At 38.9% G+C, this 20,405-nt stretch carries 26 protein-coding genes; 25 read left to right on the forward strand and 1 reads right to left on the reverse strand.

Annotation, left to right across the window (positions count from 1 at the left end):
• Window positions 1–87: 87 nt before the first annotated feature.
• The 4 genes from HMPREF2750_RS08000 (at window position 88) to HMPREF2750_RS08015 (ending at window position 2,556) form a co-directional block, all read left to right on the forward strand.
• Complete coding sequence (locus tag HMPREF2750_RS08000) at window positions 88–843, forward strand: PFL_4669 family integrating conjugative element protein (RefSeq protein ID WP_005667775.1); 756 nt, start codon at window positions 88–90, stop codon at window positions 841–843.
• 14 nt (window positions 844–857) lie between these two features.
• Entirely contained in the window at window positions 858–1,331 is a 474-nt protein-coding gene (locus HMPREF2750_RS08005) for a DUF3158 family protein (protein ID WP_005653583.1), read from the forward strand.
• Window positions 1,332–1,576: 245 nt separating this feature from the next.
• Window positions 1,577–2,008, forward strand: a complete 432-nt coding sequence (gene ssb / locus HMPREF2750_RS08010) for a single-stranded DNA-binding protein (RefSeq protein WP_070583339.1) — start codon at window positions 1,577–1,579, stop codon at window positions 2,006–2,008.
• Window positions 2,009–2,037: 29 nt separating this feature from the next.
• Window positions 2,038–2,556: a lipoprotein gene (locus HMPREF2750_RS08015; RefSeq protein WP_070583341.1), complete on the forward strand. Its 519-nt coding sequence runs from the start codon at window positions 2,038–2,040 to the stop codon at window positions 2,554–2,556.
• A gap of 216 nt (window positions 2,557–2,772) precedes the next feature.
• Here HMPREF2750_RS08015 and HMPREF2750_RS08020 read toward each other — a convergent pair whose 3' ends face one another.
• Window positions 2,773–3,330: a plasmid fertility inhibition factor family protein gene (locus HMPREF2750_RS08020; protein WP_070583343.1), complete on the reverse strand. Its 558-nt coding sequence runs from the start codon at window positions 3,328–3,330 to the stop codon at window positions 2,773–2,775.
• Between the two features lie 90 nt (window positions 3,331–3,420).
• Here HMPREF2750_RS08020 and HMPREF2750_RS08025 point away from each other — a divergent pair, with 90 nt between their 5' ends.
• From HMPREF2750_RS08025 to HMPREF2750_RS08125, 21 genes are all read left to right on the forward strand, one after another.
• Complete coding sequence (locus tag HMPREF2750_RS08025; RefSeq protein ID WP_070583344.1) at window positions 3,421–5,466, forward strand: DNA topoisomerase III; 2,046 nt, start codon at window positions 3,421–3,423, stop codon at window positions 5,464–5,466.
• Window positions 5,467–6,350: 884 nt separating this feature from the next.
• Complete coding sequence (locus HMPREF2750_RS08030) at window positions 6,351–6,779, forward strand: STY4534 family ICE replication protein (RefSeq protein ID WP_014326562.1); 429 nt, start codon at window positions 6,351–6,353, stop codon at window positions 6,777–6,779.
• Window positions 6,780–6,893: 114 nt separating this feature from the next.
• Complete coding sequence (locus tag HMPREF2750_RS08035; protein WP_070583346.1) at window positions 6,894–7,535, forward strand: DUF3560 domain-containing protein; 642 nt, start codon at window positions 6,894–6,896, stop codon at window positions 7,533–7,535.
• A gap of 2 nt (window positions 7,536–7,537) precedes the next feature.
• Window positions 7,538–7,876 (forward strand): hypothetical protein, encoded by a 339-nt coding sequence (locus tag HMPREF2750_RS08040; RefSeq protein ID WP_070583348.1) that lies wholly within the window; start codon window positions 7,538–7,540, stop codon window positions 7,874–7,876.
• 84 nt (window positions 7,877–7,960) lie between these two features.
• Window positions 7,961–8,431 carry a RadC family protein gene (gene radC, locus HMPREF2750_RS08045; protein WP_070583350.1) on the forward strand — a complete coding sequence of 157 codons (471 nt, stop codon included), beginning with the start codon at window positions 7,961–7,963 and terminating at the stop codon, window positions 8,429–8,431.
• Between the two features lie 92 nt (window positions 8,432–8,523).
• Complete coding sequence (locus tag HMPREF2750_RS08050; RefSeq protein ID WP_070583351.1) at window positions 8,524–9,120, forward strand: hypothetical protein; 597 nt, start codon at window positions 8,524–8,526, stop codon at window positions 9,118–9,120.
• Between the two features lie 90 nt (window positions 9,121–9,210).
• Window positions 9,211–9,942 carry a TraX family protein gene (locus HMPREF2750_RS08055; protein WP_070583353.1) on the forward strand — a complete coding sequence of 244 codons (732 nt, stop codon included), beginning with the start codon at window positions 9,211–9,213 and terminating at the stop codon, window positions 9,940–9,942.
• A 98-nt stretch (window positions 9,943–10,040) separates the two neighbouring features.
• Entirely contained in the window at window positions 10,041–10,670 is a 630-nt protein-coding gene (locus HMPREF2750_RS08060) for a PFGI-1 class ICE element type IV pilus protein PilL2 (RefSeq protein WP_012564935.1), read from the forward strand.
• Between the two features lie 3 nt (window positions 10,671–10,673).
• Window positions 10,674–11,414: a TIGR03759 family integrating conjugative element protein gene (locus HMPREF2750_RS08065; protein WP_049370069.1), complete on the forward strand. Its 741-nt coding sequence runs from the start codon at window positions 10,674–10,676 to the stop codon at window positions 11,412–11,414.
• Window positions 11,393–12,151 carry a transglycosylase SLT domain-containing protein gene (locus HMPREF2750_RS08070; protein WP_049370068.1) on the forward strand — a complete coding sequence of 253 codons (759 nt, stop codon included), beginning with the start codon at window positions 11,393–11,395 and terminating at the stop codon, window positions 12,149–12,151. Before HMPREF2750_RS08065 ends, HMPREF2750_RS08070 begins: the two co-directional genes overlap by 22 nt.
• 15 nt (window positions 12,152–12,166) lie before the next feature.
• On the forward strand, window positions 12,167–12,673 hold the full coding sequence (locus HMPREF2750_RS08075) for an integrating conjugative element protein (RefSeq protein WP_070583355.1): 507 nt from the start codon (window positions 12,167–12,169) through the stop codon (window positions 12,671–12,673).
• Complete coding sequence (gene traD / locus HMPREF2750_RS08080; protein ID WP_070583357.1) at window positions 12,670–14,919, forward strand: type IV conjugative transfer system coupling protein TraD; 2,250 nt, start codon at window positions 12,670–12,672, stop codon at window positions 14,917–14,919. Before HMPREF2750_RS08075 ends, traD begins: the two co-directional genes overlap by 4 nt.
• The gene (locus HMPREF2750_RS08085; protein WP_070583359.1) at window positions 14,903–15,238 is read left to right on the forward strand and encodes a hypothetical protein; all 336 of its coding nucleotides are present in this window, start codon (window positions 14,903–14,905) and stop codon (window positions 15,236–15,238) included. Before traD ends, HMPREF2750_RS08085 begins: the two co-directional genes overlap by 17 nt.
• Window positions 15,238–15,924, forward strand: coding sequence for a TIGR03747 family integrating conjugative element membrane protein (locus tag HMPREF2750_RS08090; RefSeq protein ID WP_070583360.1), 687 nt, complete (start codon window positions 15,238–15,240; stop codon window positions 15,922–15,924). Before HMPREF2750_RS08085 ends, HMPREF2750_RS08090 begins: the two co-directional genes overlap by 1 nt.
• A 160-nt stretch (window positions 15,925–16,084) precedes the next feature.
• Complete coding sequence (locus tag HMPREF2750_RS08095; protein ID WP_041918234.1) at window positions 16,085–16,405, forward strand: integrative conjugative element protein, RAQPRD family; 321 nt, start codon at window positions 16,085–16,087, stop codon at window positions 16,403–16,405.
• A gap of 3 nt (window positions 16,406–16,408) precedes the next feature.
• A complete protein-coding gene (locus HMPREF2750_RS08100) occupies window positions 16,409–16,654 on the forward strand; it encodes a DUF3262 family protein (protein ID WP_070583362.1) in 246 nt (81 codons plus the stop codon).
• Between the two features lie 19 nt (window positions 16,655–16,673).
• The gene (locus HMPREF2750_RS08105; RefSeq protein ID WP_070583364.1) at window positions 16,674–17,075 is read left to right on the forward strand and encodes a DUF2976 domain-containing protein; all 402 of its coding nucleotides are present in this window, start codon (window positions 16,674–16,676) and stop codon (window positions 17,073–17,075) included.
• A 19-nt stretch (window positions 17,076–17,094) separates the two neighbouring features.
• Window positions 17,095–17,466, forward strand: coding sequence for a TIGR03750 family conjugal transfer protein (locus tag HMPREF2750_RS08110; protein WP_070583366.1), 372 nt, complete (start codon window positions 17,095–17,097; stop codon window positions 17,464–17,466).
• Window positions 17,467–17,477: 11 nt separating this feature from the next.
• Window positions 17,478–18,122: a PFL_4703 family integrating conjugative element protein gene (locus tag HMPREF2750_RS08115; RefSeq protein WP_070583368.1), complete on the forward strand. Its 645-nt coding sequence runs from the start codon at window positions 17,478–17,480 to the stop codon at window positions 18,120–18,122.
• On the forward strand, window positions 18,122–18,991 hold the full coding sequence (locus HMPREF2750_RS08120) for a TIGR03749 family integrating conjugative element protein (protein WP_070583370.1): 870 nt from the start codon (window positions 18,122–18,124) through the stop codon (window positions 18,989–18,991). Before HMPREF2750_RS08115 ends, HMPREF2750_RS08120 begins: the two co-directional genes overlap by 1 nt.
• Before the next feature lie 10 nt (window positions 18,992–19,001).
• The gene (locus HMPREF2750_RS08125) at window positions 19,002–20,402 is read left to right on the forward strand and encodes a TIGR03752 family integrating conjugative element protein (RefSeq protein WP_083304589.1); all 1,401 of its coding nucleotides are present in this window, start codon (window positions 19,002–19,004) and stop codon (window positions 20,400–20,402) included.
• The last annotated feature ends 3 nt before the right edge of the window (window positions 20,403–20,405 follow it).

Here is a 20,405-nt window from a genome sequence, read left to right on the forward strand (position 1 = left end):
GGGGACTGCACAGTGAACAAAATTTAACCAGTGTAAAGGGACTTTACAAAGTACAAATTTTAACCAAATGATAAAAGGTGACATAACATGACAACAACATACAACCAACAGCTTGGGCCGTTACGTAGTGAAATTACATTTACGCTTCATACTCAGTATGCAACACGTCTTTGGAATGGTCGTGACTTAGTTAAAAATGAAGCAGGTGAAGTCGTTACATCATCAATTCTCAGTATTCCTAATGCTCTATCTCTATTGAGTCAAATTCAGCAAGCTGCCGAACAAGATGATCCTTATGCTGATGATTATCTACTTCGTTTTGAACAAAAAGTCTTAGGGTTTAGAAAAGAGATGCAAGATATGACCTGGAGAATGGTTAATCTCTACAGTGAGAAAATCCCTGAAAACTTTCAAATTGAGCGTTGCGCCAATATTGCTCCGATTCAATACCCTATTTTTGTGAATACTCAGCTGGGTTATCAATTATTGTATCTTTTGGCTGATTTTGATTCGTTAGCTCGTACAGTGATGACCGCTTCACATATTGCATTACTTACAAAAGATGATGCGTATGATTGGTTAGAATCCGGTGCTAAATTAATTCGTCGTGCATTTGGTGTGCTTGAGAATTACCGAAATTCCGGTATTACACGCCAAGATGCGCTTGAAAATAACGCTCGCTATCAAGCTGCTGTAAAACGTATGAAATATACCTTAACGCCTGACGTGCTTTCCGGTACAACACGTGCAACATTTGCTCCAACAATTAAAAAATCATCACTTGCTGAATCAGATGATAATGGCTCTGTTGAAGTCCAAATTACAGCAAATAAAACTGAATAATGGAGATTGGGATTATGGATAACGTGCTCATTCCTTCTGATATGTATAAACAATTAGGACGCACAACCCCACTTAATGACTCGCTGAAACAGTTATTCAGTGAGTTAGACTCAGTGCAACAGTATGAATTACTAGCTGAATCCCTTGCTACAGTCCGTGAAGCTTTAATGTTGCAGCAGAATGAAATGTTGCAGAACGTTCGTAAAAGTGAACTTAGTGTATTACCTATTCACATGATCCGAGATAAGGCTTCATCATCCGGTGGGACGTTTTTACGCTGGCGCAGTTTTCAAGCCTCTAAGACTGGTGATGCTGTGTTAAATCCGGTATTTAATAATCCTCAGTTATCTTCAGACTTACGACAAAAACTTGTCTCAGCTGAGAAAGAACGCATTTTGATTAATCTGCAGGTCTCCGTACTAAATTTTATGATGAGACAGGTATCAAGTGCGGTAGATAAAATTAAAGAGATAGAAGATCATTTATAACATTCACATTTGTGAACGTTGGATCTTCTAGTTTGTAATCGGCTAATTTATATAGTTTGTGATCGGCTCACTAAAAGGCCTTTTAAAGGTAAGGGGACAAGCCCCTTACCTTAACGAAAAAAAGCCTTTGCCTTTCGTGGTTGTGTTAAAAAATCTCTGTGTTTTTTACTGAATTTACCCTTAAGGATTAGATGTAAAAAATGCACAATCTTGACAGTTAATTTTGTGATTTAGGAGAAATCAATATGGCTGGAATTAATAAAGTAATTATCGTGGGACATTTAGGTAATGATCCTGAAATGCGAAGCATGCCGAATGGTGAGGCTGTTGCAAATATCAGTGTAGCAACTAGCGAAGCTTGGACGGATAAAAACACAGGTGAACGTCGTGAAGTGACTGAATGGCATCGAATCGTTTTTTATCGCAAATTAGCTGAAATTTGCGGTCAATACCTCAAGAAGGGAGCTCAAGTCTATATTGAAGGTCGCTTACGTACTCGTAAATGGCAAGATCAAAACGGTCAAGATCGTTATACTACAGAAATCCAAGGGGATGTAATGCAAATGTTGGGTACTCGCCCGCAAGCTACTGAGGAAGAAGGTAAAGCCAATAATCCTCGCTCAATACCTCAGCAAGAACCTCAGATGAATGGTTTTGATGATCAAATTCCATTCTGAGTTATATAATTTAATTGAGGTTAATTGTGATGAAAAAAATAATTTTTGTTTTATCTGCAGTGACGGCTTTGAGTGGTTGTGCTGAATTAAATTCATTGAATGATGCGGTTGGTCATGCTGCAGGTCAACTTAGCAGTGTTCTTGGCGGGGGAAATAATTCATCGAGTTCTTCCGGAGTGGCTTACACCCAAAGTTCTCGTTCTCATCGCTATAACGTAGAGGATTCAATTACATCATCTAAAAATATTGACTCTCTTTACGTAAAAATTAAACGTAATTTAAAATTCAAAACTCGGGAGGAAGCATTAAGTGGGCTATCCGGGTATGAGCGTCAACGTTACGAATCGCTTTTAGATGAAGAAGGACATGCTCATGAAGCGACTCCTGGGGTCTATTATCACATGGCAAATAGCTATGTTGGCGGTCGAAAAATTGACATAACGCTTGCAAAAGAGGATGGCAAGGTTAGAATTTCCTGGATTGCATCCTCAAACGAGTCTGATTTTGCTCAATTTGTTAAATCAGAAGTGATAAAAGCAATAAAATAATACGATAACAATAAACATAGTGTAGGTAATCAATACCTCATTCTCCTTTGCCCCAACCTTAGTGGGGCTTTTTTTATTTAAGCTATTTTTAAATTTCGATACCGATAATAACGATTATTTTATATGATAGATAACGAAACAAATTTGTTTTTTGAGATCTATCCAAACTTTTCCTTTTCCTCATATTGTTTAATATCTCAAACGTTTACCCCTTGGTTACAAGGGGTATTTTTCTCCTGTAATAGCAAAATATAAATTAAGTGGCTCAAAATGAAGTGAAGATAATGGGCTTGCATACTTTGACAGAATTTTAGCTTTCTCTTTATGGTTTCTAACCAAAATAGGAAACTCCTTTACACCATTTGCAAGCAACCAAAGCGTTCTTGTCATACCATCATTAAGACTACAGCTTATTTCTCCATCTTTAATATGAACATTTACATCTGCAAGTGGAACTGGAGAATCCATACTTTTAGCAAATCCGTTTTCAGCATGATGAAACTTATAATCTTTTCTCCATGTTGACTCATCGCCCGCACATGTATTTTTATCTACCTCATACGGTGATCGCTGCCATAAAGGAAGAAACTTTTGAGCATCTACGATGACAATCATGTTCTCTTGATTAGCCATATTTTCAAAATGCTGTGGATAACGCATATACACGACTTTCTGCTCTCTCGTTTTCATTCTAAAAATAATATATCTATCTCGACCTGAATATCTAAGCGTATCAACCATCACTCCAATTGATGAAGGGGTCAGTTTTATCATGATTTACTCCTCAATTTAAAAAGAATTCCTAATTGTGGTTTATCTTATTACATCGAAAATATCTCTCAAATATCAATGAGAGAAAACATCATGAAATTATTTTTATGCGAAAAACCATCACAAGGCAATGATATTGCAAAAGTATTAGGTGCGACAAAGCGTGGTGAGGGTTGTTTATCAACACCTGACGGTCAGCTTACAGTTACCTGGGGAATTGGTCATCTAGTAGAACAGTTTAATCCTGAAGAATATGATCCTGCCTTTAAAAAGTGGGCTTTTGAGACCTTGCCAATTATCCCAGGTAAATGGGGGCTTTCACCTAAAAAAGAAACAAAAAAACAGTTCAACGTTGTAATGAAACTTATCAAACAAGCTAAACTTGTTGTCATTGCAACCGATATTGATAGAGAGGGCGAAACTATAGCAAGAGAATTGCTGGATTTAGCAGGATTTCGAGGGCAAATAAAACGCCTTTGGTTGTCCGCACTAGATGATGCCAGTATTCGTAAAGCCTTGGGTGCGCTTAAAGATAATGAGGAGACGCTCCCTCTTTACTATGCAGGACTTGCACGTAGTCGAGCAGATTGGCTTATTGGTATGAATTTCTCTCGTCTCTATACCTTATTAGCGCAACAACAAGGGTATCAAGGGAAACCTTTAAGTGTTGGTCGGGTACAAACTCCAACATTAAGCCTGGTTGTTAATCGCGACCGTGAGATAAAAAACTTCATTCCTAAGCAACATTTTGCTTTGCAAGTAATGCTTTCTGATGGGAATCAGCATTTTGCTACGCAATATGTTATTCCGGAGCAATATTGTGATCCTGATGGACTTTGTTTGTCTGCCCAAGTTATACAAGCAGCAAATCAGCAAATTCGCCAATTGGGCCAAGCGAAAGTGGAATCAGTTGAAACTAAACGTGAAAGACAAAATGCCCCACTTTGCTTTGCATTAAGTGACTTACAATCAGAAGCTAACCGCCTTTATGGACTGGGTGCGCAAAGAGTATTGGATATAGCTCAATCACTTTATGAGACTCACAAAGCGACAACCTATCCTAGAACAGATTGTGGTTATTTACCGGAGTCTCAGTTTGCAGAAGCGCCTCAAATTATCCAATGTTTGTTGCAATCCGATAATCGATTACAACCCCTTGCTGGTATGTTGAATCTTAATCAAAAATCACGAGTTTGGAATGATAAAAAGATTACTGCTCACCATGGCATTATTCCGACTATGATTAAAGCTGATATTAGCAAAATGTCTGATGAAGAATTAAAGCTCTATGATCTCATACGTCGTCGTTATTTAGCTCAATTCTTACCTGTTTCTGAAACAGATAAGACACAAATTATTTTGAAGTGCGGTCAACATATATTAAGTGCACGTGGGAATGTGCTTATTGCTCCAGGTTGGAAAATTCTATTTGGCAAATCACTTGATGAAGATGATGATGCACCTCAGGCCTTACCAACTTTAAAGCAAGGACAAGTCTGTCAGATTTCTGATTCAGAAATAAAAACCTTACAAACATCACCACCTAATCACTTCACGGAAGGCACATTGCTCACCGCAATGAAAAATGCAGCTCGCTTTGTAACTGATGAGCGTTTAAAACAACGCTTACGAGAAACTGAAGGACTTGGTACAGAAGCCACTCGGGCGGGAACGATTCAAGGTTTGATTGATAAAGGTTTCTTGAAAAAGAAAGGTAAATCACTATTAGCGACAGATGAAGCAATGACACTAATTGATAATTTACCTCAGATGTTAAAAGATCCTGGTTTAACCGCACTTTGGGAGCAAGCGCTCAATCAAATTGCTGAAAGAACGCTTTCGCTAGACGTGTTTATGCAAAAACAAGAAGTCTTTGTGCGGCATTTGATGGCTGATTGCCTTAAAAAGGGAATGAGCTTGGGGAATATTGAAATTCGTAAATGCCCTAAGTGCGGTGCACCAATGATTAAAAGAAATGGTAAAAATGGGGCTTTTTTTGGGTGTTCTGCTTATCCAAATTGCCAACATATTGAAAATATTGATAGCAAGAAGAATACGAAAAGTACAAAAAATTTAAAGAAAAAGTCGAGTAAAAGTGTGAGTGAGCAAATTTCATCTTTACGAAGCTTATTGAACTAGGATTTAAGCGCCTGTGAATGGCGAGCCCTCAAAAATAGTGCTATACTAAAGCCTTCGTAAGACCGTTCGTGAATTGTCGGTTATCAATTCACACTAGCCAAAAATGATTCCAGCACGCTGAAAGGAATTTCTCACATTGATTAACGCTCCTTGTGAGGTGTGCCACCTAGTTAATCAGAGTAATGATGGAGTAACGCCCCAATTTACTCTCGACTTTTCAAATCGCTGGCCATTGCGGATTTTTAAAGTGTATTGCAAAGTGCATTTTGAAAATTCGCAATGGCTTGCTACTTTCTCCTTACCGGAGCCCACCGGTGAAACAATGGGTGCCCTTTGTGTCAATTTGATGCCACAGATATAACCGATTGATGGCCACAAAGTAATCGGATAAGGCGAGCCGTAAAAATCCGTATATGGTAACGAACGTATCAGTATTTTTATGAATCAAATTAGTTTGGCCTACTTAATTTTTATTTAATCAATCTATAGTCAAAACTATAAGGTCATTCAGGAAACTGGGTGACCTTTTCTTTTGACTAAAATATCTCCAAATAGAATTTTTAATTTTTTATACATTTAAGGTTTGCTTTAGATTTTAATAACAACAGTTTTTAAGGTGCTGTGAAAACAGCCTTTAAGAAGTTGCACGATTCTTGAGAAGCAACGCCTTGCCTTAGTGCAAGTAGAATCATAGCCAAAATTTTTTCCAGCACACTGAAAGGAGAATCTACGAATAATTCGTAGGTGTGCCACCTTAAACTACCCTTAACCTAAAATAAGATTACTTATTCTAGTTTAATCACAATTTAACCCTTGGCGGGAAACATTTTTCCCGTGTTGGGTAAGGATGTTTCTCCGCTTTTTTACTACTTAGGAGAAACATTATGTCTACTCAAAACGCACAACCAAAATATTTCAATCTTCATACTTCTGGCATTGGTTATTTAAGCGATATTCGCGAAATCAAGCCGAAAAAAGGAGATGCATTTTGGGCTTGTCGAATTGCTGCTCTTACAGGCTCTTCCGATTCTCCGGAATATCGTTTTTTTGATATGAACGTATCCGGTGAAGAAACCACTAACTTGATTAAACGCTGTCAAGACGCGGTTGAGGCGAAGAAAAAAGTCTTGGTTTCCTTTGTAATGAGTGATTTGTGGTATGACACATTCACTTATTCAAAAGATAGCGAATATCACAAAAAAGGTGATACTGGCGTGTCGATTAAAGGACGACTCTATCGTATTAACTTTATTAAAGTTGATGGTGAGTTGAAATATCAAGCAAAACGCCAAGATGAGCAAGGGAATGACTAACCTATAAACTGATGAAAGCCAACAACAAGATTTGTTGGCTTTTTCTTTACCCTGAAGGGGAAACTCCCCTTATGGGTGGTTTCTCCTTTTTTATTTCTATTTGAGGAGAAACCTATGAATACTTACGCTAAATTTTGCCCTAATGTTTTTGTTGCTAAATGTCCGGATGCTCACCAAAAAGGTGACGTTATCATCTTAACCAGTAAATACGGTAAAGAGACTGAAGTGGAGATTCATAATCTCGTAAAAACCTCTGAGGATGCGTATTTTTATTCCTTCACCCGTTGTGATGGAGTGAATAGTCAAGTTCGTGCAGAACAAAAAGCTGAGCGTTATCAAAACGCAGCTAATAATGCATTAAAACGCAGTGAACAATATTGTGAAGCTGCTAATGAAGGCCGTGAATTTCTTCGCTTGGGGGAACCGATTAAAATCGGTCATCATAGCGAAAAACGTCATAGAGCCTTGATTGAACGTAATGCAAGACGCATGGATAAGTCTATTGAAGAAATGCGTAAAGCAGAAAGTTATGACGGTAAAATCGCTTATTGGGAACAGATGGCTGGGAAAATTGATTTATCCATGCCGGAAAGTCTTGAGTTCTTTAAGTTTGAATTGGAAAAAGCCAAAGAAAAACACCAAGAGCTTAAAGATAAACCTGAATTGCGAACACATGCTTTTTCTCTCACTTATGCTAAAAAAGCAGTCAATGAGCTTGAGAAAAAAGTAAAATTAGCCGAAGTGCTTTGGGCGTAAATATGTCTTTTAACTATACTGAAGATACTTCCCCTACACTCGCTGATTGGGAGAGTATTTTGAATGCTTTTAATTGTAATATCACTGAAGATAAAGTTTGGGAAGTTGCACGTCAATACAATGATGTGCCTCATTTTGGCAATATCTATCAAGAACTTATACTTGAAGCGCTTAAACAGCTGTTTTGGCGTTTGGTTGAGTTAGACGAAGGAGAGATAGATATTAATATCAGCTATGATATTAATGCCATTTCTACTCATTTTTATATCGAAGGTGATTTTATTTGTAGCAAGTCAGACTTTTTAAATAAAGTGGACTCTATTAAAACCATGTACCATTAAAGTGTGTGTTAATTTGACCGCACTTTCACCCATAGGGGATATATCCCTTATGGGCGATATTCCCTATTTTAGAAGGAATATCGAATGTTTGAATTAAACGAGCAACAACAAGCTATTTTAGAACAGGCACAGGTTATTTTAACTAAAGTGATGGAAGAAAAGCCCTTTTACCAAGGTGCACAGGAATTTACTGAGCCATCAATAGCTAAACTCTATTTTCAAACCATTATAGGTAATGAAGAAAGAGAAAATTTCGTGGTACTTTTCTTGGATAGAATGCACAGATTGATTAAATCTGAGGTAATGTTTCAAGGATCTGTTTCAGAAATTTCTGTGTCGATTCGGGAGATTATTCGACAGGCATTAAAGCTAAATGCGTCAGCAATTATCATTGGGCACAATCATCCAACTGGAAATGTTGAGCCTAGTGATGCTGATAAATATGTAACCAAGAGATTAAAGGAAGCTTGTGAATTAATGGATATTAAATTACTTGATCACTTTATCGTTTCTGGTTCAGCATCTTTTTGCTTTACTGATAATCATCTTATTTAGCTAACAACCTTTCACCCATTGGGGGATAACACCCTCAATGGCAGTGTTATCCCCTTTACTTTTTACATTTTAAAAATTTAGGAGAAACACTTATGTGTAAGGAAAATCGTATTTTAGAACTTGGAAAAATCTTCGTCTCTCGTCGTATCTTAGCGGAATTAACTACCGAAAAGATCAATGAGGTCATCTCGTGGCATCAAAATGGCTGCATTATCATGCTGGGGAATAAAGATTGGATTGAAAAACCGCCACATCCGCTTTCAGAAATTGTCATGAATTTCTATCAAGCAGATAATGGTAAAGACACCATTCAACTCTCTACTTCAGTAGATGATGACGGGAATCGAACAACTAAGATTTCTTTTTCTGATGAAAGTGAAGATGAGCAAAGAGGACACTTTGATTGGGATATATGTCAATCAAAAAGAACACCACTTAAGTTAGGGGATGTTTCGTGTACTATCTGCGCTAAACAGTTATTGGGAATGCCAACCATTCATCGCTTAATTGAAAAACAATTAAGTTATGATTGGGGTGCTACCAGCGTTGAAGATTGGATTGAAAACGATCATGCCGTAGAGAAGGATAAACGCATTGTGAGCCAGCATTTTATTGATGGAGAAAATGTTTTTATCATCACTGAAGCAGATCGTAGTTCTACGACCATTATGCTCGAATATGAATATTAATCTATTTACCTTGAAAGCCTATCTACTTTATGTAGATAGGCTTTTCCTTTTTAGGATATGATAAATAAAACTCTTTTTAACAGTATAACGATGCCTTATTTAACCTCTTCTCAAACTGAATGTCTAAAATGGTTAGCACTCATTACAATGATTATTGATCATATTGGTGTAGCTTTTTCAAATGCTTACCCTGCCCTATCCTGGTGCCGTGTGATAGGTCGATTTTCCTACGTGGCGTTTGGATTTATCATCGCGCTTAATTTATCTCGAGATAAAGTAAACTTTAAAAGCTATTTCACCTGGATGATAGCTACCGCATTTTTATCTGAAATCAGTTTTACACTTTTTGAGCCTAATTATGATCGCTTGAATGTCCTATTTCAGTTTCTGTCAGTAATAGGGGTAATATGGGTATATAAAAATCGCCAACACTTAAATAGCTGGGTCATGTTTTTTGGATTGGGCTTTTTTATTATTCTTTCCGCACTCTCTGATTATGGCTTACCTGGGCTTTTATATTGCATTGGTTGTTACCTATTTTTGCAAACAAAATATACTCAATTTCGTCTTATTACGATGCTAACCTGTGTATTGCTCGCACTTTTCGTCAATCACAGTTTTATTGATAATTTCGGGGAAACTATTGTTGAAACAATCAGTGTCGTCGCTGTTGTAATTGGCACAATGATATTTATTCTTCACCCTAAAGGCCTTCGCCAATGTAATATCTCAATCTCTCGCATGCCTAAGCTTTTCTTTTATCTTTTTTACCCGGTGCACTTAACAATTATTGTTGGCATTAAATATATTTTTCTCAGCTAATTTTTCTATCTTTACTTCAAGAAGAATAAATTATTCAAATTCAGGTGAGAGTTATCCATATTAAGGCATTATTTAAATACCTTAATTGGAGCCTCATCATGAAAAAAATTCTATTAACCACTTTTGCATTGGTTGTGCTTTCAGGTTGTGCACATAAACAACAAACAGCCGATGAGCAACAAGCCCTAGAAAATCCAAATATTCAACAAGGTCAGCATCAAGTTTTACAACCGGAAGATCGAATTGTTCGTCCGGATATTTACACAGACTATCAGCCTGAGCGTACAGAAGTGTTACGTGAAGGTCGATACACTTTAATTAATTTCTCTCCGGAAGAAGGTCAAAAATACCTTCTTGACCAAAGTGTCACTGTCAACATGTTAGGTAAAAAGAAACGTGCCTTGACCGCAACAGTTGAACAAGGATTACGTACTACATTAAAAGATACGGGCCTCTCACTTTGTCATGGCTTTGGTCAGAATGAACCAACACTATCTACGCTTTATTCCCGTCCATTACCAAAAGTACATTATCAATTTGGCCCGATGGCTTTACGTGATGCCCTTCAAATGTTAGCCGGGCCGGCTTATGAAATTACCATCAATGACGTTTCTCGTACCGTTTGTTTTAAATTACGCCCAGCTGTACCGGAACGTGCTACAGGGGAAAAGCCGAAAGTAGAAACCACAACAACGACAACAACCACAACAGAAATCATCGAGGAATAAGCAATGAATCATGTCAAAAAAATATCCTATGTGGCGATGATATTAGGGATGTTTTCTACTGCTGTATTTGCTGAGGTCACTGCGGCTAATACACTTGCTACTCAATCCCTCAATCAACAAAACTTGGTGACAAATAAATTAAATCAACAAGAGTTATTAGCTAAGTCTCAAGAGTGGGGTTTAACTGAGCAAGAATGGCAGCGCTATCAAGAGCTTAATCAAGGTGCTCGTGGTATATGGTCGCCAGGTCTTGACCCTTTAACCTCGCTTGGCGTGGAGTCTCGAAATGAGCAGGAGAGAGAGCGTTATGCTCGACTACTGGCAAAAAAAATGCACGACCGCATGGAGCGAGAGCTGCAGTTCCAACGCACTTATGATCGCGTATTTGCTGAAATGTATCCAAATGAGCAACCATTTAAGGTTGAACCTCATATTTCAGAGCGGTTTGGACGGGTGATTTATTTTACTCGCCTAGAAAATTGTGACAAATGTGAAGCGAATGCTGATCGTGTATTGCAATATGTGAATGATAAAACGCCTATAGATATTTATTTTGTTGGCGTGAAGAATAATGAGCAAATCTATAATTGGGCGAAAAAACATAACATCGACCCAAATAAAGTGAATAGAAAATTAATTACCCTTAATCATGATAATGGAGCCTGGTTACAGTATGCAGATGGCAAAATGCCTGCTGCATTCCAAATTCAACAGGATGGGCAATGGCAACAAATCGTCTATTAAAAATCGTATTTAGCTTAATCGGTCTTGGAGTTGCGACTCACTCCGTTGCATTTAATGGCTTTGGAACTGATATTGATGGCTATATTAAAGATGCATCTAATCGCTACCAGGTCGATGAAGCGATGTTACGTGGGTTAGTTAAAATTGAAGATGGGTGGTATGGAAATGTTTCCCCAACCGGGGCAACCGGTGTGGGGCAATTTACCCGGGGCACCTGGAATTGGCTTGCCACAACAGATGAGGGACGTGCTTTAGGGATGACGCTGATCACCCGTTATAATCGAGATACACCTTTTGACCCGCGCAAAAATAATCGGATAAACACTTTAGCAACCGCACTTTATGCGAGATGGCATATTAATCAGTTTTTTGAGCGAGGCATAAAACCATCCCATGAAAATTTATATCTTGCTCATAATATCGGTATAGATGGTTTACATCGAGCGCTACAAGGTAGAGCAACACGTGAAGATATTCTAAATATGAAGCGTAACGGGATGAAAAAAGGAATGTCGGTACAAGGCTTTCTTGTTTATCAAAGTGAGCGTTTTAATGTCAGTAAACAAATAGCTAACTTCCAGCGCCCTTCAGTATCACCACGTTATCAAATTGAGAATAAACCATTACCAGCCAATTTACATTGGGTTTCTCCAACAGAAACCGCTATGCGTTGGGTTGAGCCAGCGTCAAATCAAACAAATCAACAAGCTATTCGTTGGCAAAATCCAACCAATTAATACGAGAACAGAATTATGCAGTACAAATCCTTTTTCCTCTCTTTGATCTGCTTAGGTGCAGTAGCTCAGGCGCAAGCTGAATTAAAAGTTATTGGTGATTTTGGCGGGGAAAGCGCAGTCCGTTTTTATGAAGCATTACAACCGGACGAATCAATGGTTCAAGCCAACCCTAACAGTGTTCCTTCAACATTAACCGAAGCGGATATTTTGCCTGTTGTCTCACATAGAATGACACCGGGCCAAATACAACCAGTCAGAATGAATCTTCCTGGAATGTTGCCTATTTTTCTTATTGGAACAGATAACTTATCTAAAAATTGGCTACACGCTAATTATAATTACCTTAAAAAAATTGGTGCAATGGGGCTTGTGGTAAGTGTTAAAACAACAAACGAATTAAGCGAGTTACGCCAATTAGCACCTGATTTAACCTTAATGCCAACGCCAGGGGATGACTTAGCTTCAAGATTGAATCTTGCTCACTACCCTGCTTTATTGACTTCAGAAGGATTGTCGCAATGAGTCAAAAACATGTATTAGAAGGTTTACTTAGACCGCCTGTTGAGTTTTTTCCAGCTGCCGTCCATGGTACTTGTGCTTTTGTTTGTTGCGGTGCGCCTTGGTCGCTCGCATTAAATCCTCTTATTGGATATGGATTAGGGGCCGCTTTCGCAGGTATGGGGGTTATGCGTTTTCGTCAAGGTATGGAAATTGTACGCTATCACCGAAATTTACGCAGACTCCCTCACTATGCTTTGACCAGTCGTCAAATTCCAGTAAGTAAAAAAGCCTTGTTCTTAGGACGAGGCTTTGAATGGGAGCCAAAGCATACGCAACGTCTTTATGACTGTTTCTCTGCAAATGGGCAAATTTATTGGAAAAATGGAAAGTGGTTTAAAGCCGCTCGTGATTATGAAAAAGTGCATGATAATTGGTTATCTAGACTCACTTCAATGGACTCTCCATTAAATCCAGTCAGACCGCTACCGCCAGTTGGCGGCATTCCGGTGATGCATGGTGTAGAGCCGAATGAACGCGATATTATGCTTCCATTAGGCGACCGTGGCGGTCACACCTTAGTATTTGGTACGACTGGCGTAGGGAAAACGCGTTTTGCTGAAGTGCTTGTTACACAAGATATACATCGAGGTAAAACGCCTGAAGAGCGTGAAGTTGTTGTCTTTTTCGATCCGAAAGGCGACCCAGATATGTTAAAGCGAATGTATGCCGAAGCAAAACGTGCGGGGCGTGAAAATGAATTTTATGTATTCCATTTAGGGCATCCGGAAATTTCTGCTCGATATAACCCGGTTGGTCGATTTGGTCGAATTTCAGAGGTGGCAGGACGTATTTCCGGGCAATTAAGTGGCGCGGGAAATAGTGCAGCATTTAAAGAGTTTGCGTGGCGTTTTGTGAATATTGTCTCCCGTGCATTGGTTGAAATGGGAAAACGCCCGGACTATGTGCAAATCTCGCGTTTTGTGCAAAATATTGATGCACTTTTCTTAGACTACGCCAAACTTCATTTTGATGCCGTCGATAAGAAAATATGGCCAACTTTGGCTTCGGTTGCGGCTAACTTAGATGTAAAAAATTTACCGTTCTCGATGAAAGATAGACCGCTTATTGCTGTTATTAACCAATATATTTTAGAGAATAAGATTTTTGACCCGGTACTTGAAGGATTGTCAAGTGCGGTACGTTACGATAAAACCTATTTTGATAAAATTGTGGCATCGCTTTTACCGTTACTTGAAAAACTCACAACAGGTAAAACTGCAGAGCTTCTCTCGCCTGATTACACTGATATTCATGATGAGCGCCCTATCTTTGATTGGGAATCTATTATTCGGAAAAGAGGGATTGTTTACGTTGGATTAGACGCATTATCCGATGCGACCGTAGCTGCAGCTGTGGGTAATAGTATGTTTGCTGATTTGGTATCAATGGCTGGTCATATTTATAAATTTGGCGTAGATGAGGGGTTGCCGGAGGCATTTAAAACTAAAAGCAAACCGCCTAAAATCAACCTTCATTGCGATGAGTTCAATGAATTAATGGGTGATGAATTTATCCCGCTAATCAATAAAGGTCGTGGTGCGGGAATGCAGGTAACAGCCTATACTCAAACACTTTCAGATATTGAAGCTCGTATTGGAAGTAAAGCGAAAACGGGACAAACAACAGGTAACTTCAATACACTTTTAATGTTCCGGGTAAAAGAGCCGGCCACTGCAGAGTTTTTAACGCGTCAGCTCAACGATGTCACAATTTATCAAAGCATGGTGACATCAAGTACGACGGATAATAGCAATCCAGATGATGGCAAGGCGTTTACTTCTAATACTGGTGAACGTATTTCTGAAAAAATGGTGCCAATGTTATCGCCAGCGCATATTACAAATCTACCAAAAGGTCAGGCATTTGCCCTTCTTGAGGGAAGTACACTTTATAAATTAAGAATGCCTTTACCTGCGGTTGATAAAGATGATGTTATGCCGGAATCACTTCAAGAATTGACGGCTTATATGCGCAAAAACTACCATATTTCACCAAATTGGTGGCAATCTGCATTTTCTGATTATGCGCCAAGTCAAGATATAGCAACCGCTTTTCAGTCAATGTCATTAAATCGAGCACCTTCACACGCAGGAGAAGAAATGCTTTTCGGGGATGTTGAAACTCCAGTTGCTGAAGATATGGAAGATGAAGATATTGAACAGAATGATGATACAGATGAGGATGATTTTGATGACACAGATAATTAATCAGCCGGACATGAACTTGCTTGATATTCCGGATATGAGCGTAGATTTCAATTCAGTCACTAGCTGTTCTTGTGGGCTGGAAAACGCTGATGAATTACTTAATTACTTTTTACCTTATTTGGAAGATTGGAATAATCAGCGTTATACCACACATGAATTTGCGAAAAAGTATGCGAATAAAGGCATCTCACTTTGGACGGCTAATGATGTAAAAAAATCTGAAAATGGCATCCAGGCAATTCAAATTTTTTTAGACGGTGAAGTAAAAGGTTATCTTTTCTTTCACTGTAAATTATCTCCAGTGGGAACATTACAGTAATGGCAGAACAACAAGTCAAAAAAAAGAAAAAGGGTCTTTTCTACTACATTAATGCGGTATTAGCCGCCTTATTTGGTTCCCTGATTTTGAGCATTATTCTTGAATGGTTAGGTATTGCATTTTTATGGCCTGAACAAGGTCATTTACACAGTCAAAAAATGATGCTAACTGAGCTTGGATGGCTTTCTGATAGTCTAACGAGAGGTCTTTTCTATCATTCTCCAAAAGAGCTGGCTGAAGGTCTTATTTTGTCATTACATGAATGGCTTTTTGTGAAAACAGGTGTAAAAGATTGGTTAGCCAACCCTCGTGAGCATAGTGGCGTAGGTTTGTGGGTGTATCATTATGGGCGAGCGTATATTGAGTCAGTGATTTATGTTTTTATCACCTTTGTTATTCGACTTGTAGTGATTGTTTTTACTTCCCCACTCTTTTTGTTAGCCGCATTTGCAGGCTTTACTGAAGGGTTAATGATGCGTGACCGTCGTAAATTTGGTGCGGGCAGAGAGTCTAGTTTTCTTTATCATCATGCACGTCGATTAATTGGCCCGATTATGTTGTCGGCATGGGTATTGTATCTTTCTATCCCAATTTCTATTTACCCGAATATAATTTTGGTGCCAGCTGCATTTCTATTTGGCCTATCCATCTGTGTAACGGCAGCGAGCTTTAAAAAATACCTTTAATATTCCTCTATGTTGTCATTATGGGTGCTTATTTTTCCAAGAATAAGCGCCCTTTTTTATCACTAAAAACTGTTTTGAATTTAAAAAGAGTTTCTCATTAAATTTCCCTCTCTTCTTTGGCACTCTTTGCTTGGAATCTGTTTCAAGTAAGGAGTTCTCCGTGACTAAAAATATTTTCAGTTTATCTCTAGCAATAGGGGTATTGTTTGGCGCTATAAGTGCTCAAGCAACAGAGCAAGAGCATTTAGCGCAAGCAATTAAACAGTTGGATGCAGCAAAACTCTCATTACAGCGAGCAGCTGCAAGTGCAAAGGTTTCTGCGAAAAGTCGTGAATATTTTGATTACGCTTCAGCACATCAAGATATTGCTACGGTACAGGCAGGGATTAAGCAATATATTAACCCTTCCCGGGCAATCCCTAGAAATCCTAAAGCTATTCGTAACTTAAAAGAAGATTATCTCAATCTTCGGAGTCAATAGCAGATGAGTAACGCTAATTTCCCTTCTGTTTCACCATTAGACAGTTTTTATACTGTAAGTGGTTTAGACCCGCTAAAACTGAAAATCATGCTGGCCATTATTTTGGTTGTCGTATTACTGCTTGCGTATATGTGGGCAACTAATCATGGCTACAAAGGCATGGTGAACGACGGTGATATTTGGTCATTCTTTAAACTGATTCTATGGGGCGCAGCATTAATTATATGTGTTGCCAGCTTTTTTATTTAACAAACCATAAGGACATCTCATGAAGTTGATTAAATCCTTCTTTCAGAATGTTTCAAGTCGTTTTCTTGCGGTAGTAACTTTACTTTGGTTATCCGTTGAAAATGCGTTTGCTACAGGCGGTGGTAATGGTATCAATGCCTCTAAAATCCCTGATTTTAAAATTCCAGGCGTAGATAGCAATACCAAAGACCCGATGGAAATTATCTATCTTGTTGCTAAATCATTGGCAACCTTGTTTGCAGTTTTATTTGCAGCATGGTCAATCATGACAGTGGTTAAAGCATTAATTAAAACCTATAACGCAGCGACTGACGAAAATGACAAAAAAGGATGGGGCCCATTTATTATCGCTCTTATTCTTGGTTTCATTTTAATTTTCTTCAGCCTCTGGTTGGTGAAATTGGCTATCGGTCTGTTTTAATTATCTCTGTGAGGTCAAGATGTCAAATGATAAAGAGCAAACGATCCCCTTTCTTCCTACTCGATTAAATCGTGAATCGAGTGTGTATGGCGGGTTATCTGTAAGTGAATTTATGTTGGCTGCAGCAATGGGATTTATCTTAGGTGCAGTGCTTGGCCTCCTTTGTTGTTTTGCCTTAGGCTTTGATTTTTGGTTGTTAATTCCGTCTCTTGCCATGTTGTTTTGCATTCTTTCTGTGGTGATTGGCAAAGTGATTATTGCGCGCCTTAAACGAGGTAAGCCGGAAGCTTACTTAAATCGAATGATCGAGGTTAAGTTAGATGGATTATTAGGGGGAAATCGCTTTATCTCCCGTCAAGGTACTTGGTCTATTCGCCGAGTTAAAAGATAAGAGAGTTTATTATGAATAACTTAAAAGGGATTGTTCATCAAAAAAATCGCGAAATCATGACCGGGCGAATTGCTATCGGTGCATTGCTTGTGATTTGTTTGGTGCTATGTGCCATTATTTTTACCGCACCAAGTCGATTAATGATTTATAACCCACCGGATTTACGTGCGGGAAGTCAACGCCCTTGGTGGGAAGTGCCAAAATCAACCGTTTATGCCTTTGCTTATCAAACCTTCCAACAGTTAAACCGCTGGATGGAGAATGGCGAGGAAGAATACAAATTAAATATTGAAAGAAATAAAGCCTTTATTACGCCAAGTTGCCAAGAATTTTTGAAGAAAGACTACTATGACCGTTTATCTAACGGTGAATTACGGGAACGTGCACGTGGTGTTTATGAAATTGTGGGACGTGGATTTAAAGACAGTAGTGTGATTGTTCATAGCCCCGATAGCTGGACGGTTAATCTTGATTTAAGTGTAGATGAGTATTTCAAAGATGAACCAGTAAAACGTGTTTTAACCCGCTTCCCTATCAATATCGTGCGCATGGAAACAGATTTACAACACAACCCTTGGGGATTGGGATTTAACTGCTACAGCTCAATTCCATTACGTTTAGAAGCCAAAGAATTTAAAGAAGGGGATAACCAATAATGAAAAAATTCACTTTGTTACTGAGCGCGGCTTTTATCTTTTCACCAATGACAGCATCAGCCGATGTGTTAATGAAATGGGCGCGTAAACCATTACCGATTGATTTACAAATCGAAAAAGAACGTATTCTATTCGTAGATAAAAATGTAAAAGTAGGTTATCCACCTGAATTAGATAGCAAGCTTCGCATTCAATCAACTGGCGGTGCGGTTTATTTAAAAGCAACTTCAGATTTCCCAAAAACACGCTTACAGCTTATGGATGTTGCAACCGGGGAAATCATTTTGCTTGATGTGCAAGCGAAGCATTCTGTTGCCAACGCAAGCGAGCCAATTCGCTTTGTTTATGAAAATAAAGTTGAAAAACAAACAACGGCTTATAGCCAAGATGCTAATGCATATAACGAGCCAATGCCAAATGCGCGTCCAGCACTCCCCGCTCCCGCTGCATTAACACGTTATGCCGCACAAATGTTTTATGCACCTTTACGTACAGTCGAGCCATTAGAAGGTGTTCGCCAAGTTTCACATCGACTTCCTACACCGCTTAAAACGCTCTTACCTGCATTACCAGTTAGAGCTACACCGTTGCTCAGCTGGCAATTGGATGGATATGTTGTTACTGCGGTGCGTTTGCAAAATCAGGGACAATCTCGCATTGATTTAGATCCTCGAGAGCTTCAAGGTCGATTCTATGCAGCAACATTTCAGCATAATTGGCTTGGGGGACGTGGTTCACCTGAAGATACCACAACATTATATCTCGTGACAGAAGGAGCACCTAACCACTCTGTAATCCCTCAGTCAAATTCATACAAACCGAAAAAATTGAAAAAAGTCACCACAACAGTGACAACTCAAACAAAATAAGGAGCGAATAATGCAAATGAAAGCAAATAAAGCGTTCTATGTTATTGGTGGGATTACCGCGCTTGTCGTGACTATGATGGTCGGATTTCTTTTCTCTGGTAGTAGCTCAACAAGTACAGCAGAAACCAAGAAAGAAGATACTTTAGATATCTCTTTTAAAGATTTATCACCGGAAGAATTACGAGCAATGGGGATTGAGGGTGATACATCTAAAGATACGGTAAGAACACTTATAGGTAAAGTGAAAGAGCATAACAAGCGATTTGATGAAGTGATTTTACAAAATGAACGCTTGGTAAAAGAGAATGAGCAGTTAAAAAATCAAGCAAACAATACGGATTATCAAATTCAACAGGCGGTACAAGCAGAAACTGGTGCATTAGTTAATGAGATTAATGCGTTAAAAGATCAGGTTGTACAAGCTGGCAATCAAGTTGTAGGGAATGGAAATGCTCAGGTAAATCCCAATGCTCCTCTACCAATAAACGGAGCAACAACTGGCCCTCAGGTTGAAACTCGAGGGGGAATTAATTGGGTGAACCCTAGTGATATGCCAACTACAGACAGCCAAGGGAATGCTCTACAAGGTATTGGTGTAAATGGTGCGGGAATCGGTTTTCCCAAAACCTTCGATAACAATGTGAATGACATCCGAAAATCGAATGATGGGTTGCAATCTAGTACAGGTAATAATGCAATATTTAATACCGCTACACCATTTTTCACAATTGCAGCTAACTCTACTTTAACCAATTCGGTTGCTATGACTGCGCTTGTTGGGCGTGTGCCGATTGATAATAATGTGACCGAGCCTTATCCGTTTAAATTGCTTATTGGTCGAGATAACTTAATTGCAAATGGTATTGAACTGCCGGATATTGAAGGCGCAATTGTCTCAGGAACAGCAAGCGGTGACTGGACGCTATCTTGTGTTCGTGGTGATGTGAAAAGCTTAACTTTTGTGTTTAGCGATGGGCGCATTGTTTCAACGGATGATTCTAACAATAAAATTGGCTGGTTATCTGATCCACATGGTGTGCCTTGCATTCCTGGAGAACGCAGAACGAATGCTCCGGAATATCTAACGACCAACTTCTTCTTAACGGGGGCTTCAGCAGCTGCACAAGGCTTATCATCTTCTCAATCAACAACAGTGGTTGATGGCGGTGCAGTGATTGGTGCGGTAACAGGTAATAACGGTAAGTATATTCTTGGTCAAGCGTTAGGTGGCGGTTTGAGAGAAACAGCAGACTGGTTCCGTCAGCGTTATGGCCAAATGTTTGATGCGGTATATGTTCCACCGGGTAAAGAAGTGGCTGTACACATCGAAAAACAAATTGATATTGATTATGACCGCATGTCTCGAAAAGTGAAATACGGACAAGCCTCAAGACAATCTAACTTGGATTAAGGA

The organism is Haemophilus sp. HMSC066D02 (genome assembly GCF_001810545.1).
In the GTDB taxonomy this organism is placed as follows: domain Bacteria; phylum Pseudomonadota; class Gammaproteobacteria; order Enterobacterales; family Pasteurellaceae; genus Haemophilus_D.